General features: G+C 58.1%; 11 protein-coding genes. 8 read left to right on the plus strand and 3 right to left on the minus strand.

From position 1 onward, the window contains the following. Positions 1 to 679: 679 nt before the first annotated feature. From AC24YW_RS28160 to hemN, 6 genes are all read left to right on the plus strand, one after another. Positions 680 to 1,384: a MerR family transcriptional regulator gene (locus tag AC24YW_RS28160; RefSeq protein WP_172789354.1), complete on the plus strand. Its 705-nt coding sequence runs from the start codon at positions 680 to 682 to the stop codon at positions 1,382 to 1,384. 298 nt (positions 1,385 to 1,682) lie between these two features. Then, positions 1,683 to 2,822, plus strand: coding sequence for a branched-chain amino acid ABC transporter substrate-binding protein (locus tag AC24YW_RS28165; RefSeq protein WP_271595829.1), 1,140 nt, complete (start codon positions 1,683 to 1,685; stop codon positions 2,820 to 2,822). A gap of 1,507 nt (positions 2,823 to 4,329) precedes the next feature. After that, positions 4,330 to 4,692, plus strand: coding sequence for a NolY (locus tag AC24YW_RS28170; protein ID WP_271595830.1), 363 nt, complete (start codon positions 4,330 to 4,332; stop codon positions 4,690 to 4,692). A 924-nt stretch (positions 4,693 to 5,616) separates the two neighbouring features. Then, a complete protein-coding gene (locus tag AC24YW_RS28175) occupies positions 5,617 to 5,862 on the plus strand; it encodes a hypothetical protein (protein ID WP_271595831.1) in 246 nt (81 codons plus the stop codon). Positions 5,863 to 6,346: 484 nt separating this feature from the next. Continuing rightward, positions 6,347 to 7,072, plus strand: a complete 726-nt coding sequence (locus AC24YW_RS28180; RefSeq protein WP_370157801.1) for an outer membrane protein — start codon at positions 6,347 to 6,349, stop codon at positions 7,070 to 7,072. 1,742 nt (positions 7,073 to 8,814) lie between these two features. Next, positions 8,815 to 10,152, plus strand: a complete 1,338-nt coding sequence (gene hemN / locus AC24YW_RS28185) for an oxygen-independent coproporphyrinogen III oxidase (protein WP_487485769.1) — start codon at positions 8,815 to 8,817, stop codon at positions 10,150 to 10,152. Between the two features lie 82 nt (positions 10,153 to 10,234). On the opposite strand, the gene AC24YW_RS28190 is transcribed toward hemN, so the two are convergent. Next, positions 10,235 to 10,618 carry a hypothetical protein gene (locus AC24YW_RS28190; RefSeq protein ID WP_487485770.1) on the minus strand — a complete coding sequence of 128 codons (384 nt, stop codon included), beginning with the start codon at positions 10,616 to 10,618 and terminating at the stop codon, positions 10,235 to 10,237. Positions 10,619 to 11,812: 1,194 nt separating this feature from the next. Between AC24YW_RS28190 and AC24YW_RS28195 the strand changes: the two genes are divergently transcribed. Then, complete coding sequence (locus AC24YW_RS28195) at positions 11,813 to 13,393, plus strand: carbohydrate porin (protein ID WP_487485771.1); 1,581 nt, start codon at positions 11,813 to 11,815, stop codon at positions 13,391 to 13,393. Positions 13,394 to 14,337: 944 nt separating this feature from the next. Here AC24YW_RS28195 and AC24YW_RS28200 read toward each other — a convergent pair. After that, entirely contained in the window at positions 14,338 to 16,584 is a 2,247-nt protein-coding gene (locus AC24YW_RS28200; protein WP_487485772.1) for a hypothetical protein, read from the minus strand. Positions 16,585 to 17,820: 1,236 nt separating this feature from the next. After that, a complete protein-coding gene (locus tag AC24YW_RS28205) occupies positions 17,821 to 19,539 on the minus strand; it encodes an NEL-type E3 ubiquitin ligase domain-containing protein (RefSeq protein ID WP_487485773.1) in 1,719 nt (572 codons plus the stop codon). A 687-nt stretch (positions 19,540 to 20,226) separates the two neighbouring features. Between AC24YW_RS28205 and AC24YW_RS28210 the strand changes: the two genes are divergently transcribed. Continuing rightward, complete coding sequence (locus tag AC24YW_RS28210) at positions 20,227 to 22,056, plus strand: NEL-type E3 ubiquitin ligase domain-containing protein (protein WP_487485774.1); 1,830 nt, start codon at positions 20,227 to 20,229, stop codon at positions 22,054 to 22,056. Positions 22,057 to 22,183: the final 127 nt, after the last annotated feature.

Genomic DNA, 22,183 nt, shown 5'->3' on the forward strand with positions numbered 1-22,183 from the left:
CAACCGCGGCCGCCAAGCGCGTCTTTCGAGAAGGCCGGCACGGGGCTCCTGTCGTCAACTCTCCAAGTTAGTAGTTGCTCCCCATGAATGGAGGCGATCGGCCTTTTTGGAGCCGCAACAAAATGCATCGTGAGCATAGAGGGCGTCGATCATACATATCGCCCGGTTCTGCCGCGCTGTCGAAGCAAGCATCCGCGCTCGCGTGTGGCCCTATGGCATCACTCTACAGTACACCGCACCTCCGTCGCTCTGCGCCGCAGGTATGACTTCTTTTGGCCCTACCGCAGCCAAACGTCTTGACGACGTGCGCTGCCCTGGACGCAATTCAAACAAGGAGCTGAAGGTTGAAGCTATGCAGCAGCGTGTTCGATCCAGAAGAGCTTTCTGCCCTCGGACGACTTTATGACAGCGCCGTCGACGCGCTACCCCCATCGATGCGGAGTCCAGAAAATCGCACGGCAATCGCCAAGCTCATCCTGGAGCGTACAGCGGCTGGCGAGGCTCAACTGGCATGCCTGGCGAAGTTGTTGATCACCCTTACCCCTCAGGGTTGATCCGCCGCCATTCTAAGGATAGTCACCACTCTCGCGCTGGAGAATGGAAGACGATTCAGGCTGACGCTTAGAAAGCAGCTTGAATCATACGTGACGTCAGGTTGTAGGCTTCAAAATTGAACAACATGAACAAACCTACACCAAGAAGGCGTCGATGGCGCATTGGCGAACTTGCAGAGGCGACCGGAGTAACGGTACGCACGCTGCACCATTATGAGCACACAGGACTCCTAGCAGCCACAGAGCGTACTGACGGCGGCCACCGGATGTATGACCGCGAAAGCCTGCAGCGGGTTCAGCAGATTCGCGCGCTGCGTGAGCTTGGCTTCTCACTTGTCGAGATCCGTAAAGCCATGGAGGGCACGACTTCTCTCACGGACCTGCTGCACAAACATTTAGAGCGCATAGAACTTCAAGTCGCTCGAGCAACTCTGTTGCGCGACCGTTTGCGCAACATGACAATCGACGGCGAGGCGCAAGTAAGTGTGGATGAGCTGCCTGCCACTCTGAATGCCATGTCGCGAGTCGAGACGCGTAGTCAAACGACCGCATGCATCTGCAATTCAGCTTCAGAGCGCGAGGACCGGTGGCGGCGAATCCGTGACGACCTTCGCGATTGCATGGATCGGAGCGAGCCCCCTTGCGGTGAGCGCGCAAAGGCTGTCGCAGTTGCAGCACGCTTGCTGATCAGCGAAATCGCCGGCGCCGATTCACGCGCTTCGATGATCCTGAAGGTACTTGCACGACTGAGCGCCCCCCGCGCTCTGGCTGGTTGGGATCCCTGCCTGATGCAATATCTCGATCTCGCCCTTGGCGGGTTGGAGGATTAGCCGTACTGACCCGTTCATGGCCCTTTCCACACGTCGGTTGAAGGCACCTGACAATGCTAGGTTGATCTGCCGCGCTCTGATGCGGGCTGAAAGCTTTATGAGCTCAAGCGGACAGACGGTCATGGCCCGCCGATGCGCGCCCCTGACGCACCCACGCCCCTCAAAAGCGCTTGATCCGAACGTAACGTCAAATTGTAGACTCTACGGAAATTGAAAGCTGGTCGAGCCAACGCACGTTTGGCTTGGAGCAGCCTTGACCTGCAGGGGTGTCTGATCACAACCACTTGGGATCACTTCAGTGAGCATTGAAGGCTATACAATTGCAAATACGCAGCGCGCTTCTGTTGCAAGTGCGGCGATTCTCTTCTGCGCTCTCGCCGCCCCGCTTGCGCGCGGTTCTGAAGTAAAGATCGCCGTGGCTGGTCCAATGACTGGAAGCAGCGCCGCGTTCGGCGCGCAAATGCGCGATGGTGCAGCTGCGGCGGTTGAGGAATTGAACGCTTCGGGCCTACTTCCGGATAATGCCAAAGTTATATTGAGGGTTGCTGACGACGCCTGCGACCCAAGGCAAGCTGTCGCAGTTGCGAATAAGCTCGCGACAGAGCGCGTCCTGTTGGTAGTTGGCCATTTCTGTTCCTCTTCGTCGATCCCGGCCTCCGACATCTACGCTGAAGCAGGCATCGTTCAGGTGTCACCAGGCTCGTCAACTCCTCAGCTAACAGAGCGCGGCCTTAAGACTGTCTTTCGGATCTGCGGCCGCGATGACCAGCAGGGAACCGTTGCCGCCGAGTACATTCACGTGAACCATCCCAACGAGAACATCGCGGTGATCGACGACAAGAGCACTGCTGGAAAGGGCATTGCAGATGTGGTCGAAGCCGAGCTTCATCGATTCGGACGACAAGTCAGTCGGCAAAGCTATGTTGCAGGTGAACGGGACTTCAGAGCGCTGGTCTCAAGAATGAAAAAGGATCAAGTGCGCGTCGCCTATATCGGCGGCTATCATACCGAAATCGGATTGTTTGTGCGCCAGGCATCAGATGCAAAAGCAGACTTCATAGTCATGGCAAACGATCCGCTGATGACCTCTGAATTCTGGGCGATTACCGGCAGCGCTGGGAATGGCACATTGTTTACCTTCATGCCCAATCCCGCCGGGAATGCCAAGGCGGCCGGCGCTGTCGCCGGACTCAAAGCTTCCGGCCTGTCCGCTGAAGGCTACACGCTATACGCCTATGCGGCTGTGCAAGCCTGGGCAGAGGCGGTGAACCGGAGCGGCTCCTTCCATGCTACGCGGGTCGCCAGCGCACTTCGTTCATGGCCGGTGGATACCGTGATTGGCCCGGTCCGGTTCGACAAAAAGGGAGACAACTCGGCTTCTGGATTTTTGGTTTACCGCTGGCGCGACGGCCGTGTTGAACGTGTCAAGAAGTACTGATTTGCACGCACCGCCGGCTCCCGCAAACGCAATGCATCACGAATGATGAGACCTCCCCAGAACGTTGTCGCAGCGATACTCGCCAGCTCTTTTATACTTGCTGCTTTCGGAGCGTTTTTAGCGTTGGCTGCGGCGCTCGCAGAGCTAGCCAGCGTCGATCTGACGGAGGCGCTACGTCCGATGATAGACAAATAGCAGCCCCGTTGTCCTGATCCGTCCGGCAGCACAGGCTGAGCGGTCGACTACAGTTCTGGCGGGTCTGAAGGCATGACTTTCTGCCGCCAAGTGATTGAAGGTTCAGGACGAGCAACGCGAAGCCAACGGACAGTCGCGCAATGGCTCCAGATGGGGGCCGCGCTCGCTACTTCGATCAAACTGATAGCCGGATCGCCATTGACGCATTCTCCTACCGATCGTATCGCGCAAGCTCGGGTCCACGCATTGAAGAGAGAGCGCGGACGGCATGAAGCAATCAGGACCTATTACATAGGCTATAGCCGGGTATTGCGGGTAACCGCAGCTGGTGGATCGTCGGCGCCGAGATTTCATCTGTCTCTTCGGCTCGGGACTACTGCAGAGCTTCTTCGGCGCCATTTCAGAGCTATTCGCAAACGTGCAGCCCTGCGACTTTTTCTTTGTCAATCATGATCGGTGATCAACGGATCAGCGACCCTGCCCGACATCCCTTAGACGTGGCTCTGAGCCCAGACCGCGGGAAACAGCAATTAGCCGGCTCCGATGAAGGCGGTTAGATTGCTCGCGGGCGCTATCAACGAACTGGATGCATCCCATCAACACTTTCGATTTTACTAATTCAAGCCAAACACCGCATAAATCGACGCCGGATTACGGAAAGAACAGTCCACGAATGTCTCGTGACAACGATACCTTGCAGCTTGGTCGCAGCCGCGTCTCTCGTGGCTGCATCACGCAATGTTTGACAACGAAACACGTGGGGCACCAATGCAGTGCGATGAGCAATCGCAGGCCGGCGCGCAGCCTATCACGTTGTCGTCTCTCGCCTTTGCGATGATACTTGGCGGCTCTAAGAAGACAGCTTTCACGCGCACTGTTCGGCGAAGGTAAATGCGTCCGCAGCATAGAACTCGGGCAGGTGAACTGTCCTTTGCACCGGTGCGGGCCGGACTTTTCGCTCTGACCAGGCCGATAGCACCAACAATCCAGCCGTGTCGCCGCGGCTCCAAGCAAGGCAGTACAACCACCTGTGTGACCCCAACTGGAGTCACTGCAGTTATCCGACGCGCGGGACGGCTCGATCACGGTATCAATAGACTTCCGGACCCTCTACAACGCTTGTCGGCTTTTCCATATACACTCATTTCCCCTTTGCGATGCTTTCGCGGGACATGTGTGCCGCCCTGTTTGGGGACCGTGCGCACCTCCTGTGCAGCAGCGATTCGTCCGGCCACGCATCCGCCGTCTGGCGAACGGGAAATGACTAGGCTTATTCCGCCTATCTTGCATTTCACCACTTTGGAGAAATACCGTGGAACTTGACCCTTCCAATTCTCGCATACAGAACCTCGAGGATCGCATCGACCTGCAACTCGACATCGTGGCCGCGCTCATGCGCGAAGAAGGCAACGAGCTCGAAGCGATCCGACTGCTCAATGCACTCATAGGCCAAATGATTACGGCGGAGCTGGAGCTCGGCCAGCGTGGTGATACGAGCACCGGCGACGGACGAATGCGACTGTCGCGAGACCGTGGCGTTTACCAGCCCGAGGACCTTCAGTTTTTGGGACGCCTCTTCGATCAGACTGTGGCGGCATTACCGGCAGCGCTACGAACTTCCGTCAATCGACTTACGATCGCCAAGCTGATTTTTTCACGTGCGGCGGCGGACTGAACTTTCATTTTGCTTTTTTCTGGACGTCGACGGCGCTGACCGAACGTTTATCGCTGGACCGACAATCGTGCCAAAAGTCGTCCGCACCAGATCGAGGGTATGCGGCTTATGGGCTCCCCGTCCATAAGCGGGTCGCGTCCGCTGGCTTTCTATATCGCAACTGCTCGCGACGACGTTCGAGAGCAGGCTCGCTTTATCTCGCGCCGCGGACGACACAGTTACGTTCGATCTGGCAAGACCTTGCTGTCCCTCGTCGCCCGTGGCCACAAAGAGCTGATAGCGCGGAAGCGCAGCCTCACACATACGTTCGAGACACCGGACCGCTATCGCCGCTTCCGACCGCTGCCTGCGCCGACCTTCGAACACGATCTACCAAATACGGCAGCTACGACATGTTGGAGTGTGGCACCCTTCAAAGCTAATGCTCGGAACAGGGCGATCAGCCACTCCGCAGGTTAGCAATTCTTTCCGCGAGGCACCCCGAATTGTCCGCCGCGCACTGGTGGCGCTGAGACGCGGCGCGCACCACCTGTCCGTATCCGAGAACCTCACATAGCTTTCCGATATTCCAATATTGGGGTTGGGCCGCTCACGTCCGGTTAGTCGTGACCGGTCTGGCGCGGATCTTCCGATTGCAGGAAGAATATCCACGATTTATTGTCGAATGCCAATCAACTGCCCACTACGGTAGAGAAGAGCGCTAGAATCCCTGCTCTTTCACTCCTTTCGGAATTATTCGACCGCGCCTGGCAATACGACATTCGGTCATCCGACCTTCAACAACGATCTATAAACTTCCCTGAAGCACCGAGAGCAGCTCGCTCGGGGGTCTGCACGCTGATGTGTGCTTGCTACACGTCACGAAATCTCGGTTAGCTTTTGGGAGGGTACTCCCTTGTGTCAGGATGTCGAGGAGTGTTTTAGATGGATCAGTTTTCTTCCGACCAAGTGCAGGTGCCAGATGCTGTCGTGAGCGTCGCATTTGACAAGGCTTGGGGCTTCATCGAGAAGGATCCCTTGCTGGCACATAATCTCAAGGCCGTCCTTCATAGACGATTGCGCACTTACCTTGAGTGTTCGATAAGAAAAGGCGAACGGAATACTCTGACTCTGGCAAACGAGGCGATACGCAACTTGCGTGCTGAACTCGCGCCGTCGACCGAGCAATGAGCGCTTGCAGCCGTACCGCTGGGAGCGTCTGGCTGGGTAAACGCAATTAACGGGTCTACGCGATAGACAAATCGGGTCAGAGCGTGGTCGAGCAGACTTTCCTCTACTCATGCTCTGCCCGGCGCGCCCGTAATCAAGGCCTTCATTACCGATCCGTCTGAGCCGTCAGCATGCACGAAGTGTGTAAGCGCGGCCTCGTTCTGCCGTTTGCAACAGAAGGAGCCAAGCACCTCCCAAGTTTGCGGTCGCATCGCACGCCATGATGAACGGCTCGTGTCCAAAGAAGGCGCCCGCGAGGCGCCACTGCCGGGCCGCGGCGCCTCGATGACTGTGGAGCAGCGGCATTTTGCGCGCTCAGCAATCTGACGCCGCGTACGATTGGACACCTTTCTTTCCAAGACATGTTGTGCGGCAGTTACAGCAATTCGCGTTCATATTGATAAACGCACGGCGCCGGGGGGCACCGAAAGGAAACGACACTCGAATGAAAAACATTCTGATTCTGACTGCAAGCATCGGCGCACTCGTTGCGGCCACTCCCTCCTTCGGCACGGACTTGGCCGGGCAGCCTGTCAAGGTAAAAGCGGCACCGCTGCCGGCCGCGGCCCCGATTACCGATTGGTCCGGCTACTATATCGGTGCAAATGGCGGCTGGGGAACGAGCCACAATTGCTGGGATTTTAATGGCGCCACTTCCGAGGGCTGCCATAATTCGACCGGCGGGACCATTGGCGGCCAGATTGGCTATCGTTGGCACATCTTCAACATGGTTTACGGCATCGAAGGTCAGGGCAACTGGGCCGACTTCAACGGCTCCAATATCAGCACCGCCTTTCCGGCAAACACCGTTGGCACCACAACGGATGCATTCGGTCTACTCACGGGCCATATCGGCTACGCCTTCAATGCCGTGCTCCTGTACGGCAAGGGTGGTGCTGCGGTGACCAGCAACACCTATCAGATCAACTCGGTGGCGACTGGCACCGAGATTGGCAAAACCAGCGATGTGCGTTGGGGTGGCGTGCTGGGCGCCGGTGCCGAAGTCAGCCTCACGCCAAACTGGTCAGCTGGCGTCGAGTATAACCACTTCTTCATGCAGCGCAGCAACATCAGCTTCCCAGCGGCTCTTGGTACGGATCGCGTCCACCAGGATGTCGATCTCATCACGGCACGGCTCAATTACAAGTTTGGCTCGCCCTTTGCTAGATAGAGACCTCCACGCGGTTGCGTGAATCGGAACCCCGGCCTGCGGTCGGGGTTCTTTCGCGAGTTGATCCCACAAAAACGGCAATCATGACATTGGTAGGGAAGGCGACAGCACCATTTGCGAAGCCGGGACACGAGGTGACTTACAGCAAGAGATGCAGCTTACCTCGGCGGTCCGGCCCTCTCAGGGCGAAAAGCGCACCTCTATTCCAGCCCAGTCAAGTACCAAGTTCGGCGGTTGATGGGACGGTATACACACGACACTCGCTAAGGACCTTAACCTGACTGCAGCTCCGGCCGCGCCATCCCCACTTAGGCTCCCTTGCGGAAACACAACTAGGCCGCACCTGATGCACAACTTATGAAGGGCTCGGTGGAAAACGGCGAAGATCTTCGCCAAGATCGTTGAGGCATGACTTCTCCGCTCTTCGCGATCATCTCGCTGCTCTACGCGTGGCGAGGGGTACTGCATTTCTGTTGCTAATAACTTTCATTGGTATGCCACCGCATTATAGAACAGAGGCCGGGTGGGGCACCCGCTTTCGGCTGATCAAGCGGTTGCGGCAATCTCCTCGACGCCTGGGTAGGCTCAGCTCGCATTCGCGCAAGAGCATCTGCAGGCTCGAATGTCTACTGAGCCACAAACTTCCTCGATCCTTTGTGAATGGACTGGAAAGCCAGGATGGGAACGCATTCATGCAATGAAAAGGCGCAAGATCTCCCACCCCGATCCTGCATAGACGGCTCGAGCTCGCAGCATCGAGAACATAGTGACTGGATGGTCGACGCCTGACCAGGCGGGCTATGTGACACTGAGAGCTGCAGGTGCATCACATCGACGCGACGCGAATGAAGGCTAACGGAGTAGATATACGCGATCTGGCACCGATCGATAACTGCAAAGGCTATGTTCGAAAGAAAACAACCAAGCTGGTCAGGCAGAATAGACCATCCAGATAGCGTTACGTCTGATGTATCTGGCCAGACTTCGCCTTGCTATCGGCAGAACGTCCACAAGCGTTGTGAGTTGGTGAGAGACGCCGCCGAACCAAGGCGTCCCGACGCACTCGGCCGGGGGGCTGAAAGTGCGCCGGGTTCGCCCCAACATCATCAGTACATCCGTGATGATGCTTCTGGCAATGAGACAAGCAGCGTGGCGGAATTGAGGCTTATGCATTCGATTACTAGAGATCAAAGCGAGTTTTCGTCGGCTGCGCCGACGGACTTGAATCGCACGTCGCGTCACGTTGTACTATTGCGCTCCTCTCGCTCTCATCCAGGAAGCAACTTGTCTTCCGTGGCACGCCGGCTTCTGACGGGAGGCATCCGTTGAACCCTGTGAGCAACCAAATCGGCTTTTGCCTGAAAAAACCGGTTTGAAACTCTGCGGCAAGCTCAGCCGCTTCTGGTGAGACCTGCAATCCCTGTTTTCGTCGCAAAACTCACTAGCCCTCAGCGAATGCGGAAACGACGTGTGCTCGCATGAGCGATTAAACGTTGCGCAGGCTCGTCGGGCACGTCTAGTCGCTTCGACAATGCTCGCATGAGAAATTCATATCCTAAACGTTCAGGATAGCCGCCAACGAGCGACTCTCACTCCCTCGCCCTGTCCCTGAGTCGCGTTCGCAGTAACATCGAAAACGGGACCAGATCTCAGAAACCACTACGCGGGTTTGACATATCGCAAAGACATTAGAGAGGGTATCCGTCAGCTTTATGCTGGCCTGAGCATTGGAAAGTTAGGACTTGCAGACCTCCCTTCTGAACAAGTATTGCGATGCTCGCCTGCCTTGGTACACCATCTATCCAACCGTACGGGATTTCTCCGCGATGGTCGGTGCCAAGACGTGTGAGACATGGCTGAGGCGACTGCCGCCCGACGAGCCCGTATCGCTCTACATCCACGTTCCGTTCTGTCGCTCTATCTGTTGGTATTGCGGCTTCCCTACAAGCCTCACTCGCAGCGAGCGACCGGTCCGCAATTACTTGGCAGCATTGCGAGAGGAGATCGGCTTGGTCGCAAAGCAAGTGCCGAGCGCTCTGCCGGTGAGCGACGTGCATTTCGGCGGCGGGACGCCGACGACCATTGCACCGCGCGATTTTCTGGCCTTGATGGAACTCCTGCGCCACTGCTTTGCGTTCAAAAAATCAGCTACCATCGCCATAGAAATCGATCCGCGTGGGGTCACGCCCGAGATGGTCGAAACGTTACAAGCGGCCGGGGTCAGCCGCGCGAGCATCGGCGTGCAAAGCTTCGATCCGGTGGTTCAAAGGTCGGTCAACCGCGTGCAGAGCGAGGTGCTGACGGCTTCTGTCGTCGAAACTCTACGCCAGCATGGGATAAACCGCATCAATTTCGACCTTCTCTTCGGACTACCGCATCAAACGGTGCGGTCCTGCGTGGACACCGCTCGGACAGCTCTGGCCATGCGGCCAGACCGGCTTGCAGTTTTCGGCTATGCTCACGTCCCCTCCTATATGAAACGTCAACGCCAGCTCGATGAGACGGCGCTGCCGGACAATATTGCCCGCGCTGAGCAAGCCGCGGCCATTGCAAATACCCTGGTCTCGGCCGGCTACCGCCAGGTCGGGCTCGACCATTTCGCCCTGCCCAACGACGAGCTCGCCCTGGCGCAGAAAGCTGGTCGACTGCGGCGCAACTCCCTCGGTTATTCGGCTGATACCACCAAAACCGTAATCGGCTTAGGTCCGTACGCCATCGGCCGTTTGCGTGAGGGTTATGTGCAGAACGAGATCGCGACCACTTCCTATTACGAACACGTTCGAGCCGGCCGCCTGGCAACCTCAAAAGGCTATTGTCTGTCGGCCGAAGATCGCCTCCGCGCCGCAATCATCGAGCGTCTAATGTGCGATTTGCACGCCGACATACCAGCGATCTGCGCTGCTCACGGATTTGATTCGATTCCACTTCTCAAGTCTGCAGGCCGGCTGGGAATGCTTGCCAAAGACGGGATAGTGGACATTGCAAAGGGCTTAATTCGGGTCAAGCAGGAGCATCGGTTCGTCGTTCGTGCGGTTGCTGCCGCATTCGACTCTTATCTCGACCGTACCCCCATTAGCTAAGCCACGCCTCCAGCGGAGTTGGAGACTCGAGTAGACCTGCAACAGTCTCAACCTCAAGGCTCCGCTTTCTTCGGTCCTGCGATCACTGGTGCGCCTCCGAGAGAAACAGGCCCTTCTCGTTTGGACCGGCCGAAGGGTTTCCTGGCGCTGCTTGAACAGCCCGGGCTCCCGACAAAGCAGTCGCGGGAGCAGCAGATGGGAGAGGAGTTAAACTCTGCAGCGAGTCGATTCGCGAGGTCAGGATCGTGATCTGATCCAGGATCCCTTTCAGGTCATCACGCTGGGCAACGGCCCGGCGCTTGAGTTCCGCGATCTCATCGTCAGCTTTCTGTTGCGCCTCCCTTATCCCGGACTGAACCTGTCTCCCCTGGTGACGGTTTGAAGCGACGTCCTGCACTTCTGGCGACTCGACAAATTGTTCAAAATGGCCCAAAGCCACGCGCCAGAAGCGAGCCGACGAGGACAAGCGGCAGCACCAAAACCGCGAGAATCCGTCTTGGCGGCCTGTGCAGGAGCGGCCGCACGTCTGAACCGGCCGCTTGAGCAATCGACTCCATTGCTCCTCCCTCAACATCCTTCCAGCAGGTTTCTTTGTCGACGCGAGAGCCTACGATGCTGACGCGCTTCTAAGGGCTACCAGCTTCCACAATAAGCAATCTCGGCCACGTTCCCGATCGGCTGCTCCTACTTCGATGCTATCCCCTTCGGCAACTCGACAATTTGCGCTCGGTCTCCATGGTAGAGTCCCGCAGCGAGCAATGGTTGTCGTCATTTGGCCATGGCGATGGCGCAGCATTTTTTTCCTCATTCAGCAGAATCTTGCAGATTTTCTCGAGCGTCGCACGAATGCAAATCGTCCGCGGCTTCCTGCATTGTGTTGGATCGAGCAGCCTCGCCTCAGGGCCTTGACGACTCACAAACTTCATCCGGGACACGCCACATAGGCACAACGGCTGAAAGACCCTGCCGCGATGGCCGATCGGACTAGCTATCATTGCAAGCTGTTCAACTCCCAATTCCGGCGGGTTGCTTGAGATGACGGATAGATGGCAAGCGTGACCAACGAACGCCGCGCACGTCATGGACTCCGATGCAACACAGATTTTGCACTGACAACCGCGGTAGCAGCGCCAGCGACTTGCTCGCAGATAGGCACCAAAGCCGCTGTATGGCTGTTTCCTCCGGCCTCCTGTGCCATCAGGTTAGACCTTGTGGTGTGATTGCCGGACGCGCAAATTCAAGGGCGCCTCGGCGAGCTTGGCGATTGTCTCGTGTTTCCGTGACAACGATGCCAATGAAGCGCTTCATGAAGCCTGACCTCACCGCCAAATCGGCTGACTCACGGTGAGCAAAGTGGACATTCGCAACGCTTTCGTGGCCATTGCAGCGAGGCGCTGCGCGCTCGTGACTAGCATCTTGATGAACCAACGCTCGGGGCTGGCTCTCGGCGCACCGCCCTCGTTCATAGCCGTGGTTGCGAAGCGGATCATCGCGTCGCGAGCTAGCAGCCTTACAAGGCGTGGGTGGTTCTTGTCGGAACAATCGAGATCCCGCTCGCCGCCCTCGCCCTCGAACGCGGAAACCCTGAGAGCTTACTCTTGGTCAATCAGGCCGCACCGCATTCTATTCATGGCCGGCAGAGATGGAAGCAAGGTGCGCCGTGCGTGATTGCTTTCTTGAGACGAGTTTTCCGTGGGGATACCCGGCGGACAAAGCACTTTCCTTCCATTTAAAGCCGAGGGGAAAGCAACGTTGGCTTGTTATCGCAGTTTCGCTAGCAGCTTATCTGGTCGACAATTCCGTACTGGCACAAAGCGCCAGCGGGCTTGATCCTAGTAGCCACCCTGTGGATCAGGCCAGCAAAAGACGAAAGGCTTCTGATCGGGCCGACAAGCTCCGGATGGACCTGGCAATCAGCCCTCGTGCCATGGCGCCAGCACCAAGTCCCGCTGCGCCTTTCGAAAAGCGCGCTCGTGCGGACAGAGCTACTCAGACTAGAACGCAAAAGACGGTCGATCCCTTCGCACGGTACGACAATCTGCGTGAAAAAGGAGTGTGGTTCAACATACCTGGCGCTGTGGACACGATCGATCAGGACAAGGGCGGCGTTAGATCGGCGCTTGCAGATGTCGGCATCGGCTACATCGGCTGGACACACAACAGCTTTGCAAACAACCTGCTGCCGAATGCCGCCAGAAGTACTATCGCAAACCAGCTCTATATGGGCCAGAATCCGACCTTCGCGTCGGCAAACTTCATGATCGTCACCTACGATCTCAGCCGGCTTGGCATTTCCGACGGACAAATTGTCCTAGGGGCCGAGCAGCAACACTGGACGTGGGATCGCCCGGGACCAGATCGAGTGGGGCTCAATACGCTCGCCTACTACCAGACTTTCTTCGACAAGACACTAGAGCTTAAACTCGGCTATCTCAGAAACCAAAATGAATTCACCGGCACATTGTTCGGAGGGATTACAGGATCGAACATGTCTGCTTTGTTCCAGGGGGGTATGAGCACCAATGCCGCACCGACGCCTGCGGTCAACCTGAAGTACAATTTTGATCGTGGCTTGTACAACAAGGCCTCGGTCCAGCGCTCAATTAGTCCAGATGGTCCCTATGTCCAGATAACGGAGAATCCCACGGGCTTGAACTGGAGCACGCCCCATGCAGGCATTCTTCTCATTGATGAAGCCGGCTACAAGAGCAAGGCAGCTCCCGGCGTACCCGATACCTGGCTGCGGGCGGGCGTTGGTTTCAACACCAGCCGGTACACGAGTTTGACGGATCCCAAGCGACGGAGGGAAAGCGGGAATAGCTTTCACTACATCGCTGCGGACAGGCAGTTCTGGCAGAACGACCCCGATGGGACCCCATCTCGCGGCATCTATGGCGGCTTCTCCATTATGGAAGCTCCGCCGGACCTGAACAGGATCAGCCGGTATTGTGAGCTTCGTCTTTACGCGAGGGGAGCATTTAACAATCGGCCCAGCGATCTGATTGCACTCGTTGCTAGCAACACGAGCTGGAGCAAATTTGCGGTGGATGCTGCCCTCGCCAAAGGGCAGCTTGCGCATCGCGACACAACAGCAATCACCGCAACATATACCGCCCATCTCGCTCCCGGAATATATGCAGGGGTGGGACTGTCATACATTCATAACCCGACAAGCATCACGCACACTCCGCAGACTAAAGACGCGCTCAATCTGTTGCTATCTACGTTGATATTCTTCTGATCGTCGCAACCGCCATTCTGCTACGACCTCCTCGTGACCCGAGGAACTTGAGCTCTTTGAAAGGATCCGCCGCATCTGCGCTAGCCAAGCATTGTTGCTCGGCTAGACGGGAAGTCGCTGACCCCACGGTGACGTGCGCGAGTTCAGCGGGGACGCCAATAGCAACAGACTCGTTAAAGCATTAGAGTATCTACGGACCTTTCGCTCGACGGGGGGATCGTCGTGCCCATCGTGCGTCCAAGGCGCACTCGCGCTAATCTCAATCCTTCCCCCACAGAACCGGACTCAATCCCGAAGACGCCATACCGACGGACACGCATCGATGGCTCCCCTGTGCAGGACCACGCGCCGCACGAGGCTAATCGGCTGGAGGAGCATCAGGGTGGGCAGGATAATACGCCCGCACCGTCGGCTCTCCACGAAGGACAGGTCCTTGTCGGTCCAGAGCAGCTTCTTAAGAGCAGCTTCGCTGCCTACTGGATCATCTGGACCAACAATCCATACCCTTGCCATGTGGCGTCCCTTCAAAGGAGCTTCAGCAGCTCGAAAGGACTTACGTGACGAGGTTCAACGGCAATGGGAGAATCCCCTGGCTCTCATTTTTCGTTGATCCGGGTTTATTGTTGACGAGGAGCAGTTCTCGAGGGGAGCTCGACGCAGAGCAGAGCTCTCGGGAGGAACCCTCGGGTAAGTGTTGCAGGGGACCCTATCGATCGGGGTACACACGGCGTTGTCGAGAGACAGTCGTCTTCGAAACCAACCTCGTGTCTGAGTAGGAGCACTGGAGTTGTAGCACGATAAACCGACCGCCAGCACCATCGCCGACGTCACGCCTCACCTCTGAAATCTACATCGACTGGATCCATGGCCCATCAAGCGCGACGTGAGCGAAGGCCGCGCGCGAACTGCCCGACGAGCATTTGGAAGCAGTCAAGTTTGGTTCTTCAGCCACGTTCGGGATAGACGCGAACGCGGCGGCGTCCCTCGCTTTCCACCAACTCGCCCCTATAAGGCACTCCACGGATCTCGAAATAGGTCGGGCGCCCGACTTCGGGCATGATGCGCTGGCCTTCAAGGACGCGGACAAGGTAATCGGGCAAGAATCGCTCCCGGTGCTCCCATCCGCCCCGAATCAAGTACCCAAGATCGACTGTACCTTGGTCGGGTCGCGCGGCCCTGACGATCTGCGGGGGACGATAGAGGGGCTGCGATGGGCCAGCTTCGTTTGTCCCGCCAGCGCGCGGGTGATGGATCAGGCGAACATCCATGGGGCCTTCCGGCCCGACAGTCGCGGAATAGTGCTCCCCATTGATCGCGAACTGACTTGGCCCGAACTGGTTTGGCAGCAGATTGATGTTGCTCAATACGTCGATCAACACGTCTGAAGCCGCCTTGGAGCCGTGGCGCCAGTCGGCGCCAACGATCGGTCCGATATCCCGCAGCTCCGGAGCCAGCCCCGGCGGTCCTGCGAACCACGAGGTGGCTGCAAATTCAGGTGCTGGCGCAGAGCGCGCATCGTCACGCAAGTCGTGCGGCGTGGGTGGATCCAGATCAACGAAGGAGTCGAGACCGCCATAGATGTTTGACGATCGGGGCCTCACCGATGACGGCGATGCGGGTTCTTGCATTTGCTGCCCAAGCCAGGCCCAGGCTCCCTGGCTGGGGGTGGCCGGAGTAGCAGGAAGCTCGAGCGGCGAATGAGCTTGCGCGGCCCAGTGCGGCGCTGGCACTGGTGAGGCGGGTTCGTGGATTTGCTCGCCAAGCCAATCCCGGGCTGCCGCGCTCGGCGTTGCCGGGGTTTCGGGAAGCTGTTGCGACGAACCGGCCTGCCAATCGCTGGGCGCTCGCATCGATGTTGTGGGCCCGTGGATCTGCTCGCCAAGCCAATCCCAGGCTCCCGCGCTCGGGGTAGCTGGCGTTGCAGGAGGCGCCTGCAGTGAGTGCCTCTGTCGAGCGGCTTCCCAAGAACGCTGGCCCGGATCCTCAGGAGGCAGCAATGCAAGCGCCCTGTTCGCCTCCCGGATTTGCTGGTATTGGCCAAGCTTGACTAGATCAGCCTTGATCTTGCCGTCCTTGGTTTCCCGCCTGTACTTCTCGACATCCTGCTCAAGGGCTGGGGTGGAAAGTCTGCCAGCCATTGGCGGGCGATCATGCGTTTGCAGCCACTCACTGAGCCTATACATGCGGCGAGCTTGCCTGTCGATCGTCTCCGGCTCGATCCTGTGCACTGCCTTTTCCGCCGCCGACCACATGTCGATGAGGGTTGCGTCCGCGCGGTGGGGGGCCAGTCGGCGGAGATCAGCCGCCAGAGCGTTTCCGGCACTGACCTCACGGAGCTTCTTCAACGCCGCCTTGATGCGTCTGCTTCTGTCCTGTGCGTAGGTATCGACATCCTCATCCAGCTCAGCTTCCAGCTGATGGTTTTCCACCTCCGGGTTATCCTGCTGCGCGTTTTCTGATTCCCGTTGAATTCGATCGGCAATTGAGGGCCTGCCAGCGGTGCTCAGGCGCGCGCTCAAATGGCGCAAATCGGCTGCGGCATTCTTGATCGTGCCGTCGGTGAGGTTACCCGCCGCCTTGTTTCTGAAATCTCTTATTAGCGCCTCGTCCTCCTCTGGGACAGCGCGCGTCCGGCCCGGCTGCCGAGCATAGTCAATGCGAAGATTCGTGGAAAAGGCATCCCCCTGCCCCGCGTTGCGCGAGTACTTTTCGCTGCTGCTCCCGCCAAAAGCCTTGCCGATTCCCGACTTGAAGCGTGACCATAATCCGCCGCTTTTTCCGCTCTTGGCCGACGCGGCAGAATCTGCCTCCGGAAAGCTGTAGCGCGCGCTGCTGAACAGATCATCTCGCAAGCTGGACTGCGGCACTTGCGCCGAAGCGGGAAGCTGGAAGCTGGGAATGTCTACGCTCCGCCGCGTGCCGCCCAGCGCACTCTCCCTAAAAGTGGAGTCCGGCGGCACCCGCATCGAACCGCCGAAATCCTCCCGCCGGACTGCTCGACGTCCTGCGGGAGCCGGATTGGACGAATTTGAGTTGCTTTCATCTGACGGATCGAGACTCAAATCCTCCAGCTGCCGTTCGAAACCGCCGTGCTCCCTTTGGTTGTCTCCTCGCTGCGCGGTCCGCTCTTGCAGGGCAGCGTACTCCCGCATCCAGGCTCCTGAATCGAAGAATGGGTCAACCGGATCCACCCTGCTCTCCTCATGTTTGTATAGGCCCGACAGCAATCGGTACGTCTAGCAAGAAACAGATTGTGGATTGTTGTAGCCGCAACCTTTCGAAAAGCTGACGAGATTAGGACATTGCTGCGCGATTGACGGCCTCGCATCGGCCGCCGCCTGGCGACAGGCGCTCCAATTTTTCGCACCTCTTCGCCTAGCCTGTTCCAGTCGAGGAATTCGTAAACCGATGATGCCAATGGATGGTCCTGACGATCGTGCGAGGAATTCAAGCATCAGGCCGGAATTCCTCGGCCGCTAACAATGTCTAAGGTCATGCGTGACGAGCATCTTCTACGCAACTTTGGCGCTCAGCTTATCCTGCTTCAATGACGGACAGCGACCGCTCCTTGACGCAGACCGGGAGGCGTTCTGGTGACCTGGGCTTCCATTTGTTGGTTTCGACTACGCTTATGAAGGACCGAATTGGCCTACTGCGGTTTACCAGGTCCGGCGCATTCGCTCGGATGCAGAACGTCCCTTTTGAGGGCTTACCGCGCATCCGCCGTTTCCGGGAAAACGTGGATCACATAGGGCTGCCCATGAGGGAGCGTAGTCGCCTAGACGAGAGGAACAGCGCGTTCAGACATGAAATCGCCCAGACAGCTTTTTCAAAAAGATGTGCAGGTTGTCCTGAGTTCTCGGTAGTTATCCCGAGCGCCTCTCGGCGCTCGGGATCGGACAGGCAGCGCGCAGTTCGAGGATGAGCTTGGCAAGCGAGCTCGGCAAATGAAGATCCGGCAGACTTCATTCGTTCGCTTCAGTCTGCCTCAGCCCTTGACTGCGGAACCGCAAGGCTTGTCGTGCAGCCTCGAACGCCTCGATCAAGTGCGTGCACGACTCCCGCATGACGGATTGGCCATCGCTACGGTACTCCAACACTTGCTTGCCGAGATGATCTCGCTGGAAGGACTCGAACTCAACTAGATCTGACGAACAGTTAACTCAAAGTCAAACCAGCTGGTTAGCCGCGGCAGCGCCCTGTCTGGTCTGCTCAACAACTTTCGACCAGTGGAGCTCTGATCCCGAGGAGCTGTTGAGCTGACGAAGATATGCCTCGCCTTGCGCGCCTTCATCGATCGGAAGACCGAAAGGCCCTCATTTTCCCGAAGTGCAAAAGCACCTTCGCGGCAATTGGCGAGGCTTTGACAATCGATTTTTGGCCCCGCTATAGAGCATTGATAGATATATCTCCGGCGTGATGAAACCTCAGAGTTCGAGGCCGCCACGCTCGGCCAGCACACGGCGCATGACATCGCGTTTGATCTCACCGGCGAGCTCGTTTCGGACTTGGGCTCCGAGCACCCGCTCGGCATCCGGATCGCCTAGAAGACCGTGCTCGGCCAGTCGCTGATCCAAGCGGGTTTGAAACTCCTCGCCCATGGCTTCGACGAGCCGGTCTTGCATCGCTTCATATTCATCAGGAGCGATTCGCCTCAGCACCGTCTCCCACGGTTGCCAGCGGGTTGCCATGTAGTCAGTAAACTGGTTCGCTTCTTGCTCGCGAACCGACTGCAGCGCGCGCGCCGCATCATCGGATGTCACGTGAGAAACCGTCAGAAAGCGCATGTCAGGGGCGACGTGAATCAGCTCCAGCGGCTCGCGAAGAAGATTTTGATAGGCCAAGTAGACTTCGACGTCGTCTGAGTTCGGGTGGAGAGTGAGGAGCGAGTTGACCCTGTCGCGCGCGATCCCTTCCAGCGCGTCCAGGCGGAACGCAACGCGGCCGCGCTGGATCAGTTGGCCGAGCCTATTATCATACACCCCCTCCTCGACGTCAGAATTAAGGCGCGCGGTCCGCATACCGTTCCAGTGCAGAGTGACACGATCCTCGCAACTCGCGTTGGCTTCAGAAGCCTGTGTGAAAAACTGTTCGCGCAATCTCGGATTGGTCGCCGCCTGCCGCAGATCATCCGCCATGGCCTGCCGAAACTCGTGATTGCCATAATTGACGGTCCCACGTAGCCTTTCTAGGAACCGGGCGTAGTCTTGGGCGCCAGGCTCATCCGCAAAGTGCTGCCACTCGGCTAGCGCCGTCGGATCGTCCCCGAGCCAGTGCGCGGCAGCCTCGTCCAGAGGCAGCTGCTCAAGATGAGGTGCCGCGAGGTGAGCGCGGACTTCGTCCGGGAATGGGTTATCACCGAACTCGACGTTCTGCAGCGGACGGCCCAAACTCCCCGGTAGCAGATCCTCAGGCAGGCTGGTCAGCCGGTTACCGCTGACATCGATCGATTCAAGCCAGCTCGGAAGGGTTTCGGGGAGATTGGCCAATTGATTGCTGCTGACATCGAGTTCAACGAGACCCCATGGGAGGGACTCGGGGAGTTCGGTCAGCTGATTGCCACTGACCGCGAGCGAGGTGAGGCTGCTCGGAAGAGCGTCGGGCAACCTGCTCAGTCGATTGTTGTTTGCGTTCAGGATCCCCAGCTCCGCCGGAAGGCTATCTGGGAGACTCGTCAACCTGTTATCGCTGACCTCTAAGCGATAGAGGCTCGTCGGAAGAGCGTCCGGCAAACTGGTCAACCGGTTGTGGCTAATAAAAAGTTCGTGGAGACCAGGTGGGAGGCTAGCGGGCAGGCTGCCGAGCTCGTTGTGCATAGCGCGGAGGTTCAGCAGTCTCGGCGGTAGGGCGTCGGGCAAAGCGGTTAAGGACAGGGATGACAAATCGACCAAGTGCGAGCGCATGTTGTCCGCAGCCCTGATTCGCGAGCGCCCCTGTCCGCGGTTTTCCGCTGAGCCCTGCCCCTCTTCGCCAACCCACTCGTCCAGGATCCGCGCGCGCGCGGAGCTGGGGGTCCGATACCCTATCAAGCTTTCGACCAAATTGGCCAAGGCACGGTTGAAGCCGCCGAGGTAGCTTTCCCGCTCGCCTTCTTCAAAAGTATCCGGGGCAGAACCTGCGCTCCGCTGTGCCTGTCCTGTGTCCATTATCTTATCTCCCTCGTCATAAACTAAGAAATCCGCGTGCCGCTGCGCAAAGCCGCGGAGCAGGAGTTTGCGCGCTGGCGCAATAATCATTCGAGCGAGCGCACGTGCCCGCGCGGCCCGCCCTGGTCGAAGGCGGTTCAGCTTCACACGATTTGGAGGCGGCGAATGGATCGCTGCTGCTGCAACGTTTGCTGCCATTCCGTTGGCCGACAGACCCGGAGGACGCTAACGTGAAAGCGTTCTGCCGCTAGCACGGCCACCTGTCGATCAGCTGACGAGTCTCGCTGCAAAACGCCCAATCACTCGCAAAGACCAGCGTTGCACCGATTGCCTTGGCAAGTGAAAGGACGGCCGCGGAGGTGAGCGTTCGAGCGCCTGCCGCTCTTCGTTTTTCACGGACTCGGCCGAAAATGGATTCCTGCCTGCTATTAAGGTAACGAACCGTTGCCGCCCCCCGCGGGCTCGATGTTTAAGCCGCGGCCGCGTCGGTGCGGAAACGTGTAGGCGCGGAGATAACGGGCCAGCCATGGATTCACTGTTCCAAATCGTTGCACCGAAAATATGCCGCTTCAATGCTATCGCTGCGGTAACTACGATAGAGCCGTCAGCTTGCCGAAAGAGAAGTGTCCTAGGTCCTAGATGGTGTCGTCACGGGCTGAGTTGGCCCGGTGTGGTAAGGGAGGTGAAATGGATCCTTTTGAGACAGGACAGATTCAGCCCGACGGAGGCATTCCTTCTGCATCTTCCCAACAAGAGGGAGCGGAAGACGGGCGGGGGGCGGCACAATGGGATGCATTCGTGACGGGTTTCGCAGCAAACTCCGGGCATTCAACCCATACGCCGACCGAAGCACACGAGACGCTTGAGAATTGGGCTTCTGAACAGCACGTGGGTCCCCTCGAGGACCGGGACGAAGCGGCAAGGCGGGTCAATGCTCTCGGTGAAGACGCCATGCTGGATCTCCAGTCGCTGTCCCTTACCAGCCTGCCCAGACTTCCAAGCGAAATCATCGTGCTCGATGTGCCTTTCAACCGGCTTACCAATCTGCCTGACGAACTTCCGGCTTCGCTCCAGCGTCTTGATGTTAGCGGCAATCAGCTGAGCAGCCTGCCCCCGCTCCCAGCCGGGCTGAGAGGCCTCGACGTGAACTCGAACCGGCTGGAGAGCCTACCTGCCGTCCTACCTGCCGGGCTCCAATTTCTTTCCGCCAACTACAATCGGCTGCTGAACCTACCCGACGCCTTCCCTGCTTCGCTCCAATTTCTCCACATCAGCCACAATCAGCTGACGAGTCTACCGGTGGAGCTTCCTGCTATGCTCGAGTTTCTCGACGTAAGCCAAAATCAACTGACGGATCTGCCGCCGGCTCTCCCAGCTTCGCTCCGGTTTCTCGACGTAAGCCAAAACCATTTGACCAGTCTGCCCGAGGACCTGCTGACGGCCTTGGGCGACGATGGCACCCTAGTTCTCACTGAAAATCCACTATCTGAGCAGGTGCTGGCGAACCTGAGTACAATCCTCGGCGCGGAGGGTTATGTCGGCCCGACTGTCCACCTTTCGCACGACGACGAAAGTGAATCGTCCGGGACAGACGATGAGCAGGCGGACGCTCTCGCTGAAACAGTTGCAGAATGGCTGAAGGGCAATCCACAGGAGGGCGATCGGGAGGTGCTTGCCGCTTGGCAGAACTTTGCAGAAGAGCCGGGCGCTCGGGAATACGGACTTTTCCTCGGCAAGCTGTTCGAGTCCGTCAACTCCGGCAATGAAGGGTTTCGGCAATCGGTGGCCAATGATCTGCGTCAGGCGGCAAAAAACCCCCAATTGCGTGCCCAGTACTTTCAATTGGCATGGGACGCCAACCAGAGCTGCGAGGATCGCAGAACATTAACCTGGAACGGCATGCAGACCGCGCGCCTCATCGCGGAAGTCGAGAACGGCCTCTATGACAACAAGGAACGGCTTGCCAAGCTCGTCGAATTGGGGCGCGTCATGTTCCGCATGGACGCACTCGAGGCGATCGCGCGCGACAAGGCTCACTCGCTCGCCTCGATTGACAACGTAGAAGACATCGACGCCGTTGAAGTCTTTCTTGCCTACCAGAACAAGCTGCGCGAGCGGCTGGAACTACAACACGTCGCGCCGAACATGCGCTTCTTTGAGGTCGCCGGCGTTAACAACTCTGACGTTGACAGGGCAGAGACATCCGTTCGGGAGAGGGAGGCGGCCGAATTTTCCGACTATTTGGCAATGGATTGGCAGCCGTGGGACGATGTGATTCGCCGCATCGCACCTGAAGAGCATGCCAAGACGCAGGACCAGCTCATTGGTGCAATGGGAAAGGAGTTCGACAGCCGAATGGAGCAACAGCTCGCCGATCAAGGGCTGACCGGAGCTGAAGCTGGCCTCGTCGAAGATGCCAAGCGAGTGTTGGGTCCCGCAGTTCGCAAAGAGATCGCCCGTGAGATCAAGGGCGCTCTAAGAGATAAGGTGCTCAATGAGCACGGCCTCGCGCTCTGAAGCCGCGTTTGCCGTAGGAGGCTGCTAATTTTGCTGCCGTTCCTCTGGTGCGCCGGTTGGTGGCCCAGAGGCGCGTAATGCACAGCGAGTGCAGCGGAGTGCCGATCGAGAAACCGGCGTTGCTGCT

The organism is Bradyrhizobium sp. USDA3516, from assembly GCF_057651995.1.

What these genes read in the sequence shown, in the direction of transcription:
- AC24YW_RS28210 (WP_487485774.1), top strand. Translation starts at nt 20,227, where the DNA reads ATGGATCCTTTTGAGACAGGACAGATTCAGCCCGACGGAGGCATTCCT.
- AC24YW_RS28160 (WP_172789354.1), top strand. Translation starts at nt 680, where the DNA reads ATGAACAAACCTACACCAAGAAGGCGTCGATGGCGCATTGGCGAACTT.
- AC24YW_RS28205 (WP_487485773.1), bottom strand. Translation starts at nt 19,539, where the DNA reads ATGGACACAGGACAGGCACAGCGGAGCGCAGGTTCTGCCCCGGATACT.
- AC24YW_RS28175 (WP_271595831.1), top strand. Translation starts at nt 5,617, where the DNA reads ATGGATCAGTTTTCTTCCGACCAAGTGCAGGTGCCAGATGCTGTCGTG.
- AC24YW_RS28180 (WP_370157801.1), top strand. Translation starts at nt 6,347, where the DNA reads ATGAAAAACATTCTGATTCTGACTGCAAGCATCGGCGCACTCGTTGCG.